General features: G+C 57.5%; 18 protein-coding genes. 14 read left to right on the plus strand and 4 right to left on the minus strand.

Features of this window, described 5'->3' with window-relative positions; translation table 11 throughout:
• Window positions 1-108: 108 nt before the first annotated feature.
• Genes rfbD through rfbB form a run of 4 tightly spaced genes read right to left on the minus strand, consistent with a single transcriptional unit; the run spans window position 109 to window position 3,498 of the window.
• On the minus strand, window positions 109-1,002 hold the full coding sequence (gene rfbD, locus RHM55_RS16020; protein WP_322177303.1) for a dTDP-4-dehydrorhamnose reductase: 894 nt from the start codon (window positions 1,000-1,002) through the stop codon (window positions 109-111).
• A complete protein-coding gene (gene rfbC / locus RHM55_RS16025; protein WP_322177304.1) occupies window positions 999-1,544 on the minus strand; it encodes a dTDP-4-dehydrorhamnose 3,5-epimerase in 546 nt (181 codons plus the stop codon). Before rfbC ends, rfbD begins: the two co-directional genes overlap by 4 nt.
• Complete coding sequence (gene rfbA / locus RHM55_RS16030; RefSeq protein ID WP_219063769.1) at window positions 1,544-2,419, minus strand: glucose-1-phosphate thymidylyltransferase RfbA; 876 nt, start codon at window positions 2,417-2,419, stop codon at window positions 1,544-1,546. The genes rfbC and rfbA overlap by 1 nt, the downstream gene beginning before the upstream one ends.
• The gene (gene rfbB / locus RHM55_RS16035; RefSeq protein WP_322177305.1) at window positions 2,416-3,498 is read right to left on the minus strand and encodes a dTDP-glucose 4,6-dehydratase; all 1,083 of its coding nucleotides are present in this window, start codon (window positions 3,496-3,498) and stop codon (window positions 2,416-2,418) included. Before rfbB ends, rfbA begins: the two co-directional genes overlap by 4 nt.
• 418 nt (window positions 3,499-3,916) lie before the next feature.
• Here rfbB and RHM55_RS16040 point away from each other — a divergent pair, with 418 nt between their 5' ends.
• The 14 genes from RHM55_RS16040 to RHM55_RS16105 all read left to right on the plus strand — a co-directional run bounded on the left by RHM55_RS16040 (window position 3,917) and on the right by RHM55_RS16105 (window position 18,179).
• A complete protein-coding gene (locus RHM55_RS16040; protein ID WP_322177306.1) occupies window positions 3,917-6,829 on the plus strand; it encodes an aminotransferase in 2,913 nt (970 codons plus the stop codon).
• Between the two features lie 200 nt (window positions 6,830-7,029).
• Window positions 7,030-7,908: an N-carbamoylputrescine amidase gene (gene aguB / locus RHM55_RS16045; protein WP_322177307.1), complete on the plus strand. Its 879-nt coding sequence runs from the start codon at window positions 7,030-7,032 to the stop codon at window positions 7,906-7,908.
• A gap of 5 nt (window positions 7,909-7,913) precedes the next feature.
• Window positions 7,914-9,020 (plus strand): agmatine deiminase, encoded by a 1,107-nt coding sequence (aguA, locus tag RHM55_RS16050; RefSeq protein WP_322177308.1) that lies wholly within the window; start codon window positions 7,914-7,916, stop codon window positions 9,018-9,020.
• Between the two features lie 141 nt (window positions 9,021-9,161).
• A complete protein-coding gene (locus tag RHM55_RS16055; protein ID WP_322177309.1) occupies window positions 9,162-9,365 on the plus strand; it encodes a hypothetical protein in 204 nt (67 codons plus the stop codon).
• Window positions 9,366-9,567: 202 nt separating this feature from the next.
• The gene (locus tag RHM55_RS16060; RefSeq protein WP_322177310.1) at window positions 9,568-10,830 is read left to right on the plus strand and encodes an OprD family porin; all 1,263 of its coding nucleotides are present in this window, start codon (window positions 9,568-9,570) and stop codon (window positions 10,828-10,830) included.
• A gap of 182 nt (window positions 10,831-11,012) precedes the next feature.
• Window positions 11,013-11,795 (plus strand): helix-turn-helix transcriptional regulator, encoded by a 783-nt coding sequence (locus tag RHM55_RS16065; RefSeq protein ID WP_322182978.1) that lies wholly within the window; start codon window positions 11,013-11,015, stop codon window positions 11,793-11,795.
• A 150-nt stretch (window positions 11,796-11,945) separates the two neighbouring features.
• Window positions 11,946-12,905, plus strand: coding sequence for a zinc-binding alcohol dehydrogenase family protein (locus RHM55_RS16070; protein WP_322177311.1), 960 nt, complete (start codon window positions 11,946-11,948; stop codon window positions 12,903-12,905).
• Window positions 12,906-13,164: 259 nt separating this feature from the next.
• Window positions 13,165-13,419, plus strand: a complete 255-nt coding sequence (locus RHM55_RS16075; protein ID WP_322177312.1) for a DUF2790 domain-containing protein — start codon at window positions 13,165-13,167, stop codon at window positions 13,417-13,419.
• Window positions 13,420-13,796: 377 nt separating this feature from the next.
• A complete protein-coding gene (locus tag RHM55_RS16080; protein ID WP_322177313.1) occupies window positions 13,797-14,051 on the plus strand; it encodes a DUF2790 domain-containing protein in 255 nt (84 codons plus the stop codon).
• A 205-nt stretch (window positions 14,052-14,256) separates the two neighbouring features.
• On the plus strand, window positions 14,257-14,496 hold the full coding sequence (locus tag RHM55_RS16085; protein WP_322177314.1) for a DUF4177 domain-containing protein: 240 nt from the start codon (window positions 14,257-14,259) through the stop codon (window positions 14,494-14,496).
• A gap of 41 nt (window positions 14,497-14,537) precedes the next feature.
• Window positions 14,538-14,699 (plus strand): membrane protein insertion efficiency factor YidD, encoded by a 162-nt coding sequence (gene yidD / locus RHM55_RS16090; RefSeq protein ID WP_322182980.1) that lies wholly within the window; start codon window positions 14,538-14,540, stop codon window positions 14,697-14,699.
• Window positions 14,700-14,989: 290 nt separating this feature from the next.
• A complete protein-coding gene (locus RHM55_RS16095) occupies window positions 14,990-16,405 on the plus strand; it encodes a DUF2252 domain-containing protein (RefSeq protein ID WP_322177315.1) in 1,416 nt (471 codons plus the stop codon).
• Window positions 16,405-17,478: a hypothetical protein gene (locus RHM55_RS16100; RefSeq protein ID WP_322177316.1), complete on the plus strand. Its 1,074-nt coding sequence runs from the start codon at window positions 16,405-16,407 to the stop codon at window positions 17,476-17,478. The genes RHM55_RS16095 and RHM55_RS16100 overlap by 1 nt, the downstream gene beginning before the upstream one ends.
• Window positions 17,479-17,594: 116 nt before the next feature.
• Window positions 17,595-18,179 carry an HD domain-containing protein gene (locus RHM55_RS16105; protein WP_322177317.1) on the plus strand — a complete coding sequence of 195 codons (585 nt, stop codon included), beginning with the start codon at window positions 17,595-17,597 and terminating at the stop codon, window positions 18,177-18,179.
• The last annotated feature ends 63 nt before the right edge of the window (window positions 18,180-18,242 follow it).

Below are 18,242 nucleotides of genomic sequence, written 5' to 3' on the forward strand. Positions count from 1 at the left end.
GGCACTGACGTGTCTGCGAAAGCGGTGTCCCAGGTACTCCGCGTGACGCCGCTCTCAGACACGTCAGTGCCTACGCCCTCCGGGCAGAAGCTGATCGACCCATTATGCCTACTGCTGACCGGCTAAGCACTCCAGCAACGCGTGATGCCAATCAGGCTGCTGCACCTGCCATTCACGCTGCAGAAGACTGCAATCGAGGCGTGAGTTCAGCGGGCGTTCGGCGGGAGTCGGGTAGGCGCTGGACGGAATCGCTTCCAGCGTCGCACAGGGCTTGCCTTGTTTGATCAGTTGCTCACCAATGGCCTGAGCAAAACCGAACCACGACGTCTCGCCGCTGGCGGTCAGGTGATACGTACCCCAGGCGCCAGCCTGTCCGTCGCGCCAGTGTTCGATCAGCAAGCGCGTGCTGTGGGCGATGGTGCCGGCCCAGGTGGGTGCGCCGATCTGGTCCGAGACGATGCGCAATTCTGCCCGCTCTTGCAGCAGGCGTTGCATGGTCAGCAGGAAGTTACGCCCGTGCAGGGAGTAAACCCAGCTGGTGCGCAGGATCAGGTGTTTGCCCCCCACCGCCGCAATCGCCTGTTCGCCCGCCAGTTTGCTACGACCATACACACCCAGCGGGTTCGGCAGATCCTGCTCGGTATAGGCCGAGTCTTTTTTGCCGTCGAACACGTAATCGGTGGAGTAGTGAATCAGGGGGATGCCCAGCCGATCAGCTTCTTCAGCGAAAATACCCGGTGCCGTGGCATTGATCGCGAAGGCCAGCTCGGGTTCGTTTTCAGCCTGATCGACTGCGGTGTGCGCTGCCGCATTAATGATCAGGTCTGGACGTAGTGCGCGCACGTGGTCACGAATGGCCTCGGGCTGGCCAAGGTCCAGTTGATCGCGCCCCAGCACGTGCAGTTCGCCGAGATCAGCCAGGCTTTTCTGCAACTCGCGTGACACCTGACCATGCTGTCCACTGATCAATATCTTCAGTGGTGGAGTGGAGGACTGGGTCATGAGAACAGCTCAGCCTCATTCAGGCTTCTGCCGTTTTGATCCTTCTCCGACAGTTTCGGGATGTCGGTGAGCTGCCAGTCAATTGCCAGGTCCGGGTCATTCCAGCGAATGCAGCGCTCGGCACGAGGCTGATAGTAGTCGGTGGTCTTGTAGAGGAATTCGGCGTAGTCGCTGAGCACCAGGAACCCGTGAGCAAAGCCTTGCGGAATCCACAACTGACGATTGTTTTCGGCAGAAAGCCGGATGCTGGCCCAGCGACCGAAGGTCGGTGAGCTGCGGCGAATATCCACCGCGACATCCAGCACTTCTCCCGCCGTGACCCGAACCAATTTGCCTTGGGTGTGTTCCAGTTGGTAATGCAGGCCCCGCAACACGCCCTTTTGCGAGCGTGAGTGGTTGTCCTGAACGAAGTCCGCTTCTATGCCAGTGTCTTGTTTAAAGTCGCGCGCATTGAAGCTTTCATAGAAAAACCCGCGCTCGTCGCCAAATACTTTGGGTTCCAGGATCAGGACCCCAGGCAGTTCAGTCGGCACCACCTTCATTATTGATATTCCCCGGCAAGCTTGAACAGGTATTGGCCATAGCCGGTCTTGCCAAATGCATCTGCGCGGTTGAGCAGGTGCTCGCGGTCGATCCAGCCGTTTTGGAACGCGATCTCTTCCAGGCAAGCCACTTTCAGGCCCTGACGATGCTCAATGGTCTGAACGTACTGCGACGCTTCCAGCAGACTGTCGTGGGTGCCGGTATCAAGCCAGGCAAAACCCCGACCGAAGCGCTCGACCCGCAGATCGCCGCGTTCCAGATAGGCGTTGTTGACGTCGGTAATCTCCAGCTCGCCACGGGGCGAAGGCTTCACCGCTTTGGCGATCTCGATAACGTCATTGTCGTAGAAATACAGACCGGTCACGGCGTAGCTGGATTTCGGCTTTTTCGGCTTTTCTTCGATGGACAGCGCACGGCCACTCTCATCGAAATCAATCACGCCAAAACGCTCTGGATCCTTGACCCAATAACCGAAGACCGTCGCGCCTTTGGGGTGCTCGGCGGCACTTTGCAACTGCTCGCTGAAATGCTGTCCGTGGAAAATGTTGTCGCCCAGAATCAGGCACACCGGGTCATCGCCGATGAATTCTTCGCCGATCAGAAACGCCTGGGCCAGGCCGTCCGGAGTGGGCTGTTCCTTGTAGTGAAAATGCACGCCAAACTGGCTGCCATCACCCAGCAGGTTGCGATATTGCGGCAAGTCCTGCGGGGTGGAAATAACCAGGATTTCACGGATGCCGGCCAGCATCAGGACCGAGATCGGGTAATAGATCATCGGTTTGTCATAGACCGGCAGCAATTGTTTGGAAACACCAAGGGTGATGGGGTGCAGACGCGTGCCCGAACCGCCAGCCAGAACGATGCCTTTCATCATGCGATCAAATCCTTAAGGTCAGTGAATCCCAGTCGTTCGCCTTGGTAGCTGCCGTCCTGGACCCTACGGCACCAGTCTAGGTTATCCAAATACCACTGCACGGTTTTGCGCAGACCCGATTCGAATGTTTCTTCAGGGGTCCAGCCCAGCTCGCGCTCGATCTTGCTGGCGTCGATGGCATAGCGCATATCGTGGCCTGGGCGATCGGTTACGTAGGTGATCAGATCAGCGAAATTCGCTACACCCGGCGGATGCTCAGGCGCCAGTTCTTCAAGTAGCGCGCAGATGCCGCGCACCACATCGATATTCTTTTGCTCATTGTGCCCGCCGATGTTGTACGTCTCGCCGACAACACCCTCGGTTACCACTTTAAGCAGCGCCCGGGCGTGATCTTCGACATACAGCCAGTCGCGTACTTGCAGGCCATTGCCATACACCGGTAGCGGTTTACCCGCCAAGGCGTTGAGGATCACCAGCGGGATGAGCTTCTCCGGGAAGTGGAACGGCCCGTAGTTATTGGAGCAGTTAGTGACGACAACCGGCAGGCCATAGGTGCGGTGCCAGGCCCGAACCAGGTGATCGGACGCCGCTTTGCTGGCCGAATACGGCGAGCTTGGCGCGTAAGGCGTGGTTTCGGTGAACAGGTCATCGACGCCGTGCAGGTCGCCGTACACCTCGTCTGTAGAAATATGGTGGAAGCGGAACGCCGCACGTTCTGCTTCAGGCAGCTTGCTCCAGTAGGCGCGTGTGGCCTCAAGCAGGCTGTAGGTGCCGACGATGTTGGTCTGAATGAATTCCGCCGGACCATCAATAGAACGGTCAACGTGGGACTCAGCAGCCAAATGCATAATCGCGTGGGGCTCGAAGCGTGCCAGCACAGCGCTGACAGCGGCCTGATCAACGATATCGGCCTGCACAAACTCATAGCGGGTGTTGGTCGCAATGCTTTGCAGCGACTCCAGATTGCCGGCGTAGGTCAGTTTGTCGTAATTGAGGACTTCGTGATCGGTGTTCTGGATCAGGTGACGGATCAGCGCCGAACCGATAAAGCCGGCACCGCCTGTAACGAGGATTCGCATGAGTTTGCCTTCTTCCTTGGATGGACGTTAAGCGGATGAGACATAGCTTGTCGGCAGGAGAGGGCAGGTGCAAGAGCGATTGATCGAGAAAACGCTACAAAGCCATGAAAAAAACACATGAGGAGCAGGTTGCGCGCCATAAAACTGTCGCGACCGAAGTTGGTGACCATAAACACCTAAATTTTTTGAGTTTTCCCGTGCGTTAAGTGCGGCAAAAAAAACGCAGAAGGTCGTCCGCGCGCCCGCGATCCTGTAGATACCGTATTGATCCCCAATGAGCATGCGCCCACTGCGTCCTCTCTGCCGTTCATAGAAGCCGTTCATTTCTTCCTTATTGTGGTTTTTCCTGAACACACCCCTTGCACATCGCCCAGCCAACTGGCGATATAGGCCGCTAACAAGAACCGTTGAGGTCGTCATGTCGCTCGCCACGTTGATTCATCGTTCCAGTCTGCCGTGCCCGGAAGTCAGCGCCGAGCAGGCGTTGCTATTGCTTGAGCAGCATTACGGGTTGAGCGGCACGCTCAAGGAGTTGGGTAGCCAGCAGGATCGTAACTATTTGCTCGACAGCGCTCAGGGGCGCTATGTCTTGAAGATTTGCCACGGTGATTATTCGTTGCGCGAGCTTCAGGCACAGCACGCGGCGTTGGGGCATTTAGGGGCGGAGCCGGGGTTGCGTGTGCCTCGGGTGATGGCGGCCAGCAACGGTGAGGAATTGCTTTCGCTGGAGATCGGCGGTCGGACGGTGCAGGCGCGGTTGCTTGAGTTCATCGACGGTCAGTCGTTAGCCCATTTGCCCCACCTGAGCCGCGACGTGGTGGTGGGATTGGGTGAACTGTGCGCTCAGGTCGACCTGGCGCTGGCGAGTTTTCAGCACGCGGGGCTGGAGCGAACGCTGCAGTGGGACCCGCGGCATGCCGATGCGTTGATCAGGCATCTATTACCGGTCATCAATAACGCTGAAGAGCGCGCCTTGCTCGCACACGCCGCCGAGCAGGCGGCGCACCGCTTACGACCGCTGGTGGCGAAGCTGCCGGTGCAGGCGATTCACCTGGATATCACCGAATATAACGTGGTCTGGGTACGCGATCAGCAGCGCCAATGGCAGTTGCAGGGCTTGATTGATTTCGGGGACTTGGTCACTACCTGGCGAGTTGCCGACCTGTCAGTGACGTGCGCGGCGCTGTTGCACCATGCCGATGGCAATCCGCTGTACATCCTGCCGGCGATTCAGGCGTATCAGGCCATCAACCCGTTGCAACCCGAAGAGTTGCAGGCGCTGTGGCCATTGATCGTCGCGCGGGCCGCGATTCTGGTGCTCAGCAGCGAGCAGCAGGCCAGCATCGAACCGCACAACACTTACATCCAGGCCAATTTGCAGAGCGAGTGGGGTATCTTCGATGTGGCCACTTCGGTGCCTCTCGAATTGATGGAGGCGGCGATTCTGGCCAGCGTCGGGCTGGCTCAGCCAGAGACCCGCGCTGAATCGTTCTTGCCCCTGCTGCCCAGCCTGAGTGGTCGCGAATTCACCCCTGTCGACCTGGGTGTGCTCAGTACGCACTTCGCCGCCGGCAATTGGGAGAAGCGCGGTATTGATGAACAGCTGTTGTTCGAAGCGGGCATCAAAAGCGGACTGGCCTCGACCCGATATGGTGAATACCGCTTGTCGCGCACGGTCCCCGACAGCGCTAAAGAGCCTGACACCTGCGCTTTGCATGTCGAACTGCATGTGCCTTCAGGCACTGAGCTGCATGCGCCATTCGGCGGCACGTTGCGTCTGACCGCTGATGCTGCGCTGTGGTTGATCGGCGAGCAGATGAATCTGCGCGTGTGGGGCGTGACCTCTTCGCTGGACTCAGGGTGTGCCGTGCGTGCAGGTCAGGAGATTGGTCAGAGCAGCGGCTCTTTGATCGTCCAGCTGTGTCGCGTGACCGATATCAGTCCGCCGTTGTTCAGTACGCCTTCGTGGGCGCCAGCCTGGCAAGTGGTATGCCCTTCGCCCGCCGCGCTACTGGGATTCGATTGCGATGCGCCGCCGATTGAAGACTCAGCGAAGCTGCTGGCGCGTCGCGATGCCAGCTTCGCCCGGTCGCAGAAGCACTATTATCAGGACCCGCCGCAGATCGAGCGGGGCTGGCGCAATCACCTGATTGATATGCAGGGTCGGTCTTATCTGGACATGCTCAACAACGTCGCGGTATTGGGGCATGGGCACCCGCGCATGGCCGAAGAATCCGCACGCCAGTGGTCGTTGCTCAACACCAACTCGCGCTTTCATTACGCGGCCATCGCCGAATTCTCCGAACGATTGCTGGAGCTGGCGCCGGACTCCATGGACCGGGTGTTTCTGGTCAACAGCGGCACCGAAGCCAATGACCTGGCGATTCGTCTTGCCTGGGCTTACAGCGGCGGGCGCGACATGCTCAGCGTGCTGGAGGCGTATCACGGCTGGTCAGTGGCGACCGATGCCATCTCCACCTCGATTGCCGACAATCCGCAAGCCTTGAGCACCCGGCCTGATTGGGTGCACCCGGTGACAGCGCCGAATACCTATCGCGGTGAGTTCCGTGGCAGCGACAGCGCGCCGGATTACGTACGCAGCGTCGAACACACGCTGGCGGAGCTGGCCAGCCAGGAACGTCAGGTCGCCGGTTTCATCTGTGAGCCGGTGTACGGCAACGCGGGCGGAATCTCGTTGCCACCAGGCTATCTGCAGCAGGTATATGCCAAGGTCCGCGCCCAGGGCGGGGTGTGCATCGCTGACGAAGTTCAAGTGGGTTACGGCCGTTTGGGCCATTACTTCTGGGGCTTCGAAGAGCAGGGCGTGGTGCCGGACATCATCACCATGGCCAAGGGCATGGGCAACGGCCAGCCATTGGGTGCGGTCATCACCCGTCGGGAAATTGCCGAAGCGCTGGAGGCCGAGGGTTATTTCTTCTCATCTGCGGGCGGTAGTCCGGTCAGTTGCCGCGTCGGCCTGGCCGTACTGGATGTGATGGACAAGGAACAGCTGTGGGAAAACGCCCGAGTGGTAGGCGGTCATTTCAAGGCACGCCTGGAAGCCTTGATCGATAAACATCCATTGGTCGGTGCGGTGCATGGCTCCGGCTTCTATCTGGGCGTGGAGTTGATCCGCGACCGTGAAACTCTGGAGCCTGCCACTGAGGAAACCGCCTACCTGTGTGATCGACTGCGTGAGTTAGGGATCTTCATGCAGCCCACCGGTGACTACTTGAACATCCTCAAGATCAAGCCGCCGATGTGCACCACCCGGCAGAGTGTGGATTTCTTTGTGGATACGGTGTCGAAGGTGCTGGGCGAACTCGGCTGACTCGAATTCATTCGCGAAGTGTGAGGCAAGGAAAGCAGGCCTGATAATCGATTGTTATCGACTTAAAGGCCTGATTATTTTTGCTTTCCGTCTAATCATCCTTCCAAAGCCGATTTTTATCGTCTATAAAGTTGCCAAGATTGTCACGGGTCCTCTGCTAAGGTGAGGGCCCCACCGCATTTGCCCAGGAGGAGATTTCCATGAGCCGTATCGTTACTGTCGCCGCCACCCAGATGGCCTGTTCCTGGGATCTTGAAGCGAACATCGAAACCGCTGAAAAGCTGGTGCGCGAAGCCGCTGCCAAAGGCGCGCAGATCATCCTGATTCAGGAATTGTTCGAGACCCCGTATTTCTGCCAGAAGCCGAACCCGGACTATCTGCAGTTGGCCACGCCCATGGAAGAAAACGTCGCCATCAAGCACTTCCAGAAAGTCGCTAAAGAACTGAAAGTCGTGCTGCCTATCAGCTTTTTCGAACTGGCGGGGCGTGCACGCTTCAACAGCATCGTGATCATCGACGCTGACGGCACCAACCTCGGGATTTATCGTAAAAGCCACATCCCGGATGGCCCTGGCTATCACGAGAAGTACTACTTCAACCCGGGCGACACCGGCTTCAAAGTCTGGCAAACCCGTTACGCGAAAATCGGCGTGGGTATCTGTTGGGATCAGTGGTTCCCGGAATGCGCCCGCAGCATGGCGTTGCTGGGTGCGGAAATCCTGTTCTACCCAACGGCCATCGGCAGCGAGCCGCATGACAAGACCATCAGCTCCCGCGACCACTGGCAGCGCGTGCAACAAGGCCATGCCGGCGCCAACCTGATGCCGCTGATCGCCAGCAACCGTATCGGTAACGAAGAGCAGGACGGCTACGACATCACGTTCTACGGCTCGTCGTTTATTGCTAACCAGTTCGGCGAAAAAGTCGCAGAGCTCAACGAAACCGAAGAAGGCGTACTGGTTCACAGCTTCGACCTCGACGAGCTTGAGCACACGCGTAGCGCGTGGGGCACTTTCCGTGATCGTCGTCCTAACCTGTACGGCGCGATCAAAACGCTCGACGGTTCCCTGGAGTCCTGATCGCCATGACCACGCTGAAAAGCACACCACGCGCCGATGGCTTCTACATGCCTGCCGAATGGGCGCAGCAGACCCAGACTTGGATGATCTGGCCCGAGCGCCCGGACAACTGGCGCCTGGGCGGCAAGCCGGTACAGAGCGCCCATGTCGCGCTGGCCAAAGCCATCGCGCGTTTCGAACCGGTGACCGTGGGTGTTTCTGCCGCGCAATACGACAACGCTCGTGCGCGCCTCGATGTGCCGAACATTCGCGTCGTGGAGATCAGCAACAACGATGCCTGGATACGCGATACCGGGCCAACCTTCGTCATTAATGACAAGGGCCAAGTGCGCGGCGTCGACTGGGGCTTCAACGCGTGGGGTGGTTTCGACGGCGGTCTGTACGCGCCGTGGAACTTCGACGAGCAGGTGGCCAGCAAGGTGCTGGAGATTGAACGTTGCCCACGCTATGTGACCGAAGGCTTTGTGCTTGAGGGCGGCTCGATTCACGTCGACGGCGAAGGCACACTGATTACCACCGAAGAATGCCTGCTCAATCGCAACCGTAATGCGCATCTGTCTCGCGAAGAGATCGAAGCGGTGCTGCGTGATCATCTGGCGGTAGAGAAGATCATTTGGCTGCCGGACGGCCTGTACAACGACGAAACCGACGGCCATGTGGATAACTTTTGTTGCTACGTGCGCCCCGGTGAAGTGTTACTGGCGTGGACCGATGATCCAAAAGACCCCAACTATCCACGTTGCCAGGCGGCGATGCGCGTCCTGGAACACGCGCACGACGCCAAGGGTCGCCCGTTTATTGTGCATAAAATGCCCATTCCCGGTCCGCTGTTTGCCACCGAAGAAGAGTGTGCAGGCGTCGATCAGGTGCACGGCAGTCAGGAGCGCAACCCGACGGTGCGGCTGGCTGGCTCTTACGTTAACTTCCTGATAGTCAATGGAGGCCTTATTGCGCCTAGCTTTGACGACCCTCTCGACGAAACGGCGCGTGAGATTTTGCAGCGTCTGTTCCCGGAACATGAGGTTGTCATGGTGCCAGGCCGCGAACTGTTGCTTGGTGGCGGGAATATCCACTGCCTGACCCAGCAGCAACCGGCCCCGCACAAAGGCTGAGTTGGTCTTGTTCTTGCTATTAAAGCCCATCAATTGATGGGCTTTTTATTGGCGTCAAATCGCTGACCCATACTGTCCTTCTCGGGGCTGTCATAAAGCACAGGTACATTTAGCCGCTCAAGACTCAAGAGGTTGTCCCCCATGAACGCAGGTATTGAGCAGCCCTTTGCTCGTAGTTTGTCTGCAAGTAGCGAATCACGCCAGTTGATGGCGGACTGGTTAAGGACAACCAGAAGATCCCAGGCGCCGGAGCCAGACTCACGACAGTTGTTGCAGGCTCGCTACCCGGTTGGATTGATCAGCGACGCAGAGCTAGACGCATTGATGCTGATTCTGGACCGCTGAGTTTTCAAAATTGACACCCCGGTAACCCACGGCTAGGATTCGCGCCCGCCTGTGGCTACCCGCCATGTACGTAGCATCAGTAGTCCACTGCGATGATTTCGTGCGGGCCTTCTGAGTCGGTCCGATTGACCAGACTCAAAGGCCGCAACCCCTGTCCGGCCAAGGCCACAGCGCGTGATCAACTCGCATTAAGGAAAACAAGATGTTGAATGTACGTATTGGCGTGATCGTCATGTGCGCCACTCAGGCAATGGCCGATGGACAAGCGGATTCCAAAGGTTTTGTCGAGGACAGCAGCCTCAACCTGCTCTTGCGCAACGCTTACATCAGCCGTGATTACAAGAACGGCGTTCAGGACAGGGCCGAATGGGGTCAGTCCGTCACCGCTGATTTCGCATCGGGCTTCACCCAGGGCACCGTTGGCTTTGGCGTCGATGCATTTGCGATGTACGCGGTGCGTCTGGACGGCGGTAAAGGCAAAAGCGGCCGTGCGGGTATCGACTTTTTCAAGCAGGACAGCAGCGGCGAAGCGGCTGACGACCTGGCCAAAGGCGGCGGTGCCGTCAAAGTACGTTTCTCCAATACCGTGATCAAGTACGGCGAGCAAATGCCGTCGCTGCCAGTGTTGAGCTACGACAACGTGCGTCTGCTGCCCGAAAGTTTCACCGGCACCCTGATCACGTCCAAGGAAATCGAAGGCCTTGAGCTGAATCTGGGCCGGTTCACCGCCGAGTCGCGTAAAAGCGCTGAAGGCCGTGACAGCGGCGATCTGAAGAAAATCGACGTCTACGGAGGTAGCTACAAATTCACAGACAGTTTCAGCGCAGCGTTCTATGCCTCCAACGACGAAGATGTACTGAAGAAGCAATACCTCAACCTTAACTACGTGTTTGCACTCCAGAAGGACGAGTCGCTGACATTCGACTTCAACGGGTACAAGACCACGCTGGACAAAGATTTCGCTGTCAACGATGCACGCGACAACAAAATCTGGAGCCTGGCGGCGACCTACGCCCTCGGTATCCACTCCTTCACCCTCGCTCACCAGCGCAGCACCGGCGATACCGGCTACAAATACGGCGGTTATCGCAACGCGGGCGGTACGGGTGATGGCGGTAACACCATCTACCTCGCCAACTCCTACTGGTCTGACTTCAACGCCAAAGACGAACGTTCCTGGCAACTGGGTTACGGGGTCAACCTGGGCACGCTCGTGATGCCAGGCCTGACCTATAAAGTCGCCTACGTACGTGGCGACCACATCGACGACGGCTCCGGCCGCGGCAATGGCGAAGAACGCGAAATCTTCAGCCAGTTGCAATACGTCGTACAGACTGGCCCGGCGAAAAACCTCTCCGTGCGCCTGCGCAACTCCTTCTTGCGCGTCTCGGACAACGCCAGTTTCTACAATGATGAAGGTAACGAAACCCGTATCTTCGTCGACTACCCGATCAACATTTTCTGATGCTTGAACGTGTGACGCGCTGATAAAAAACGCCTCGGGTCGATCGGGGAGTTTTTGTGTGCGGGGTACATTAAATACAAGGCCGCAACCGCCTTCGTCTATAGAGGCAGGCTCATGGACTGATGGCGACAACCCATGACGCTCGTTACCATGCGCCTATCTTCTCGCTCCCGGTCACCGTAATGGCCCTCGCTGCTCCGCCCGACCTCAGTGACACCGCCGTCCCCGTGCAGCCCCTGGCGCGGACGTATCCGCGTGGCCTGTATATCGAGCCGCACGAGCATGTCTGGGGGCAGGTGCTGTACGCCATGTCCGGCGTCATGTGGCTTGAAACCCCGCACGAAGCGCTGGTCGTGCCGCCGCAACGTGCGGTGTGGTTACCGCCGGGCGTGGTGCATGGGATTCGGGTGGTGTCGGACCTGGAAATGCGCAACATCTACCTGCGCCCGGCGATTGCCGTGACGCTGGAAAGCACAGTGCAGGTCATCGAAGTCGGACGGCTGCTGCGTGAGCTGATCCTCAATCTGGTGGAGCAGGCTCAGGATCAACAGCGGCAGGACTATTACGACGCGGTCGTAGACCTTGCGTTGCTGGAGTTGAGGCGAGCCAAGCGCACCGTGCTGAAAATCCCCTTGCCCGATAGCTCCGACCGGCGCCTGATCAACCTGTGCCAGGCGGTGATGGCGTCGCCCTCGCTGGATGTGTCCTTCGAGCAACACGCGGAAAATGCTGGCGCCAGCGTGCGTACCCTGGCGCGTCTGTTTCAAGCTGCACTGGGCATGGGCTTCGCTGAGTGGCGGCGACAGGTGCAATTGGCAACGGCGGTCGCCGAGCTGATTCAGGGGGTACCGATCAGCACCATCGCGCGCGATCTCGGTTATTCGCCCAGCAGCTTCAGCGATATGTTCCGTCGTGAACTGGGCATGAGCCCTTCGCAGTACCCGGTCGGCGAGCGTGCGGCCTGACGACGGCCCGCGTGATTGTCTGACGTTGTTTGGCAGTAAAGCAGAAGCAGTTGACCGACAGCTTCCTGCGCCTCCTCCTACACTCGGGACACCTAAAACACGGTCGCTCAGCCGCACAGCGCAACGCGACGTCCAGAGATGGAGTTCCTTATGAATGCCCTGCAATTTGCCAAAACCGGCGACCTCGCGGCCCTGCACTACATTGACGTGCCCAAACCCACCCCCGCTCAAGACGAAGTACTGATCCAAGTGAAAGCCGCCGGCCTCAACCCCAGCGACGTGAAAAATGTACTCGGGCGCTTTCCCTACACCACCCTGCCGCGCATCCCCGGTCGGGACTTCTCCGGTATCGTCGTGGAAGGTCCGCAGGCACTGATCGGACAGGAAGTCTGGGGCACGGGTAAAGAACCGGGCTTCATCCGCGACGGTTCGCATGCCGAGTATTTGACCCTGCCCGCCAAAGGCGTCGCCCTCAAGCCCAAAGCCTTGAGCTTTGCCCAGGCTGCCAGCCTTGGCGTCCCGTTCACCACTGCGTGGGATGCACTGGAACGGAGCCTGGTGACTGCTGACACGCGCCTGTTGGTGATCGGCGCCAACGGTGCAGTCGGCAGTGCCGCCCTGGCTCTGGCAAAAATCCGTGGTGCCCACGTGCTCGGCGCAGTGCGTCGCCCCGAGCACGTTAAAGCGCTCAACGACCGAGGCTTCAACGCCATCCAGCTCGACACACCCGAAGACCTCGCCGCCAGCGTCAACGCAGTTTTCACCGGCGGCGCCGACGTCATCTTCGACACCACTGGCTTCTGGCTTCCTGCCGCCGTCACTGCCCTGGCCCCCTTCGGCCGCATCGCCATCATCGCCGCGCCTGCGGATGGGCACGTGCATCTGCCCGCGTTGGCGCTGTATCGCAAAGGTGGGTCTGTTGTGGGCATCAACTCATTGCTCTACGGGACAGAGGCGTGTGCCGGGATGCTGGATCAATTTGGGCGGTTTTTTGATGAAGGATTATTGCCTTTGCCGACCGGGTTGTTTGAGTCGCCATTGAGTGAGGGGCTGGCGCGGTACGAGGAGGTTAACAAGGGGAGTGGGGATAAGGTGGTTTTGCTGCCTTAAGACAGGGGTCAGAGGCCGGTTTTCCGGCCTCCAAGACGTCGCGCCAGGGATTGTTACCGTTTCGGTAAAGAACATTATGCTTCTTTTGGGTATAACTATATAACCATCCTTGTAAACTACACACATGCCCTAGCAAACGAACTCAGCAGAGCATGGTACTTCGTGTTAGACCTAACTTTAAAAGGGTCTAGCAACTTCTTCCGCCTCCTCGGCAAGTGAAGTCAGTCGGTTGTGATTGATTTAAAGGCCTGTAAATAACATGAAAAGTTTAATCGTACTTGCGTTGGTCGGCTTCTCTACAATCGCCGCGGCTGACGAAGTGCAAGCTGTTAATAGCGCAGCTGTTGAACAGTACACGTACTCTATGAATCTCGATATTGCTAAAGTTATTCACATGGATTCAGTGCCGGACACCTGCGGTGTCGTTCCGATGCACATGACTTACGAAGACCACAAAGGTCAGCGTCACACCCTCGAATACAGCGTGATGGGTAACGGCTGCTCAAACGGCTAAGCCTCACGCTTCAGATCGACATGTGACCCAAGCCCCCTCTTATGAGGGGGCTTTTTGTTGTGTGCTCGATAAGGCGTACGTCCTCGGTAACGGCTGCTGGTCATCCGCAGCCCGCAGGCCAAGGCACGGACTGATCGGCGCAACGCCTGGGAAAACACCGCCTCAGGGATTGTTACCGTTTCGGTAAAGAATATTATGGTTCTTTTGGGTTTAACTAAATACCCACCCTTGTAAACTAACCCCATTCCCTGGTAACCGAAACAAACAGGGCATGGTACTTCGTGTTAGACCTAACTCTAAACGGTTTAACAACTTCTTCCGCCACGTTGGCAAATGAAGTCAGTCAGTTGTGATTGATTTAAAGGCCTGTAAATAAAATGAAAAGTTTAATCGTACTTGCGTTGGTCGGCTTCTCCTCAATCGCAGCAGCTGGCGAAGTGCAAGCCGTCAACAACCCAGCCGTTGAACAGTACACATACGCCACAGAACTTGATGTCGCTAAAGTGATTAGCATGGACTCAGTCCCTGACACATGTGGTGTTGTTCCGGTGCAAATGACTTACGAAGACCATCAAGGTCAGCGTCACACCCTCCAATACAGCGTGATGGGTAACGGCTGCTCAAACGGCTAAGCCTCACGCTTCAAGCAGAGACGTGACCCAAGCCCCCTCCTGATGAGGGGGCTTTTTGTTGTGTGTGGCGGAAAGGCATCAAGGGTGCAGAGATCTGAAATTTAAGTAGGACGGATCGCAAAGTGCTTCAGCGCTGCGATTAAGGTCATGCCTTACCGTAGACTCGGAGCGTGGCATGAGGCCACTCAGCGACTAAGGACGGCAGATGTATCAATACAAGATGGTTCAGGTTCCACCCAACATCGAAGTAAAGGTCAAGAACTCAGGCACTGAAGCCGCCGTGTATTTGGAGTCGATCGCCAATCAATACGCAGAGCAGGGTTGGGAGTTCTACCGCGTAGACAGCGTCGGGGTTCAGATCAAGCCCGGTTGCTTTGAAGCACTTTTTGGAAAAAAAGCCGATTTCAGCACCTACTACGTCATTACCTTCCGCAAGCCTCGGTGATGATTCGGCTGTTACTGGCGCTCATACGCCTGTATCAAGCCATGGCCCCTCAAAGGTTGAGAGGGGCCTGCCGGTTTGAGCCGTCGTGTTCCTGCTATGGCAAATTGGCCATCGAAAGATACGGTCCCTGGAAGGGGAGCCGGATGACGTTCAATCGTATCTGCCGATGCCGAATCCCCAACGGCGGAGAGGATTACCCGTAAGCTCTCCAGAGGAATTGTGCCCGTGCCGAGCCATTCCTTCCGTGCTTGTCGACTCCATGCAGCTGCCAGCACCCTGGATTGCAGCTGCTACGCTTGTCTTTGTGACGATTATTCGTTTTTTCCCCATGATTTCGCCGGAAAAACGGCAGAGAGAACTGCTCGCGCCAGTTATTTAGACGCGCCGGAAAATAAATAACCTCACCCAGTAAACACTAAGCCTAATGGCTGGCCGTGGTTTGACTAGTTCTGGCGCCCAAGCGAGTTGGATTTCGTTGAGCAAAGGAGTGGACATGTCTGCCGACAAGAAAAAAACTATCAAAAGTAAAACAAAAGCAGAGGCATTCGGGATTTTCGAGCCGGTCTTTCGCTCGCGCAAAGAACGCGTGCATGCAGGCGAGAGCTTGCTTGAGGGCATGCCACATTCGAGTCACGCCGTATGGAAAGCACCGCGCAAACACCGTGACCCTACCGATGTCCTGGAAGAGTCCAACCGGTATCGGCTAGCCAGTCTGGTACCTGTCCGCTATGGGCGTATGTTGCGCAGCCCGTTTACTTTTCTGCGCGGCTCTTCGGGGTTGATGGCATATGACTTGGCCACCACCCCGAACACAGGTATTCAGGTACAGGCCTGCGGGGATTGCCACCTATTGAACTTCGGATTGTTTGCGACCCCCGAGCGCAATCTGATTTTCGACATTAACGATTTCGACGAAACGACGCCCGCACCGTGGGAATGGGATATCAAGCGTCTGGCGATCAGTTTTACCGTGGCCGCGCGCGATAACGGCCTCACCGACAAGGAGGCCGAGGCGAGCGCCGTCGAATGTGTGCGTGCTTATCGCGAGCGTCTGCGCGAATGTTCGAAGATGAGTCCGCTGGAGGTTTGGTACGACCGTCTGGATGCCCAAACGATTGTTGATATGGCCCCCAATGCCAAAGTCAAAAAGGCGCGGGAGCAATTGATTGAAAAAGCAAAGATGCGTGTAGGTGATTACCTTTATCCCACAATCAGTGGCGAGGTCGGGGGGCGGCGGCGTCTGATCGATCAACCGCCCATACTTTTTCACATTTATGAAAAAGACTTTGAGCAGCGCGTTTATAAGGCATTGCAGGATTATCGATTATCCCTGCCGCACGAGCGCCGCGTGCTCTTCGATCGTTACCGTCTGGAAGACATCGCTCTCAAAGCCGTCGGCATCGGTAGCGTGGGTACCCGTTGTTTTGTCGGTCTGTTTTTTTCCGCAGAAAACCATCCTCTGCTCCTGCAATTCAAGGAAGCTTGTCCCTCCGTACTCGAGCCTTATGCGGGCAAGAGCATTTATGACAATCACGGGCAGCGCGTTGTAACGGGGCAGCGGCTGATGCAGTCCTCCAGCGATATTTTTTTGGGCTGGACGCAAGGCCAAAGAGGACGGGATTTCTTTGTGCGCCAGTTACGGGACATGAAAATGTCCGCGCCTGTAGAAGGCGCATCGTTCGCACAAATGAAGATGTATGCCGAGCTGTGCGGTCTTACCCTGGCCCGTGCTCACGCCAAATCCGGGGATGCGGCGCTGATCAGTGGCTACCTGGGCAAGTCGGACACGTTCGACCAGGCCATCGGCGAATTTGCCCTGACCTATGCGGATCAAAATGCAAAAGACCATGCGGCGCTGGTGGCTGCAGAGAAGTCCGGACGGATCAAAGCGCTGATAGAGGAAGATTGATGACGCCGATCCGTTGTGTAGCATTGCTCACCGCAGCCTGCTACTTAGGTGGGTGCGGAACAATGGGGCCAACCTCGATTCAGCGCGATCGTACAGACTACGGCGGTGTTCTTTCCACGACCTGGAAAGAGCAGACGCTGCTCAATGTCGTCAAGTTGCGCTACGGGGACGTACCGGTGTACCTGGATGTCACGTCGATGATCAGCTCCACCGCGATGGAGAGTCAGGTCAGCCTGGGCGCGAGCTGGTTTTCGGGATGGCCTAACGATGGAGATAGCCAAGCCATCGGCGCATACGGCCGTTACACGGACCGACCGACGATCAGCTACACACCACTCTCCGGGGAGAAATTCTCACGCTATCTGCTGCACCCGCTATCACCGGCTTCCGTGTTCTCCCTTGTCCAGGCGGGCTATCCCGTGGATCGCGTGCTGCAATTGACTACCCGCGCCATTAACGGCGTCTACAACCGATCCACATCGCCCACCCGTGCCCGGGCTGCGGATCCACGTTTCTATCAGGTGCTTGAGACGCTAAGACGGATACAGCGGTCGGAATCGCTGGGCATGCGAATTAATCCGGGCGCTGACAGTGACGCCGTTCTGGTTATCATCAATCAGGGCGTTCCTGAAAGCGTCCTGAAGGACAGCCACTTTGTGCGCGAAACCCTTCATCTGCGTCCCGACACAAGTGAACTGACATTGACCTTCGGTATGGTGTCGAGGAGCGATACGGAGGTCGCCCTGCTCACACGTTCCATGTCGGAAATATTCCTAGAGCTTGCCGCGACCATCGAGGTGCCTCCCCAGCACCTGAAGGAAGGACGCGCAAACCCGGCAGCGGCCGCACCCGATAACCCAAGCCCGTGGGACGACCCGCTGGTACGTATCCACTCGAGCGTGGAGCGACCCGCCGATGCGTATTCCGCCGTTCGCTATCGTGGCTATTGGTTCTGGATCGACGACCGCGACATGAAGTCCAAATCGGAATTCCTGTTCATTCTCGTGCTGTTCTCCCTGGCCGAAACCGGCGTACCGCCGCAGGCGCCAGTGATCACCGTGCCCGCGAACTGATACCTACGTGCTGTACACCCGGGCCACTGGCTGGCGAAATCAGGCCAGAGGATCAGGCCTGACTATTGATTACCGCAGTCTTTAAATGTGTAAAAACTACATTTTGGAGGGTCGCAATGAATCCGAATTTCCAACCTTCATTCCGAATCGCAGACGCCGTCGCCCTGGCGACAACGCTTCACGCCGATCAAACCCGCAAGGCCACCGGTATTCCCTATTTGTCCCACCTCATGGGGGTCGCCTGCCTGGTAATGGAGCACGGAGGGGATGAAGACCAGACCATTGCGGGCTTACTCCACGATGCCGTGGAAGATGCTGGCGCGCACGCCGAAGCACAGATCAGAACGCAGTTCGGCGAGCGGGTCACCCGCATCGTGCTCGGCTTCACCGATGGTGTACCGGATGAAAATGGCAAGAGGGGTGATTGGCATACCCGCAAGCAGCGTTATCTGGATCATCTGCCCGATGCGCCAGCAGAGGTCTTGTTAGTCTCCGGCTGCGACAAACTGCACAACGCTCGCGCAATCGTGAGCGATCTCAATACCCATGGCCCCAAGATGTTCTCTCGTTTCAATACTGGGAAGGACGGCACCCTGTGGTACTACGATCAACTGGCAAGCGTCTTCCAGACTTGCCTGCCGAGCCCACTCGCCGACGAACTGACCCGCACAGTGGCCGAGATGAAGCGTTTGGCGGATTGACGTAGGCTGACAGAACCCCAAAACGAAAAAACCCGCCAGAAGGCGGGTTTTTCGGGGGTTTCA

It is taken from the genome of Pseudomonas sp. MH9.2 (genome assembly GCF_034353875.1).
In the GTDB taxonomy this organism is placed as follows: Bacteria; Pseudomonadota; Gammaproteobacteria; order Pseudomonadales; family Pseudomonadaceae; genus Aquipseudomonas.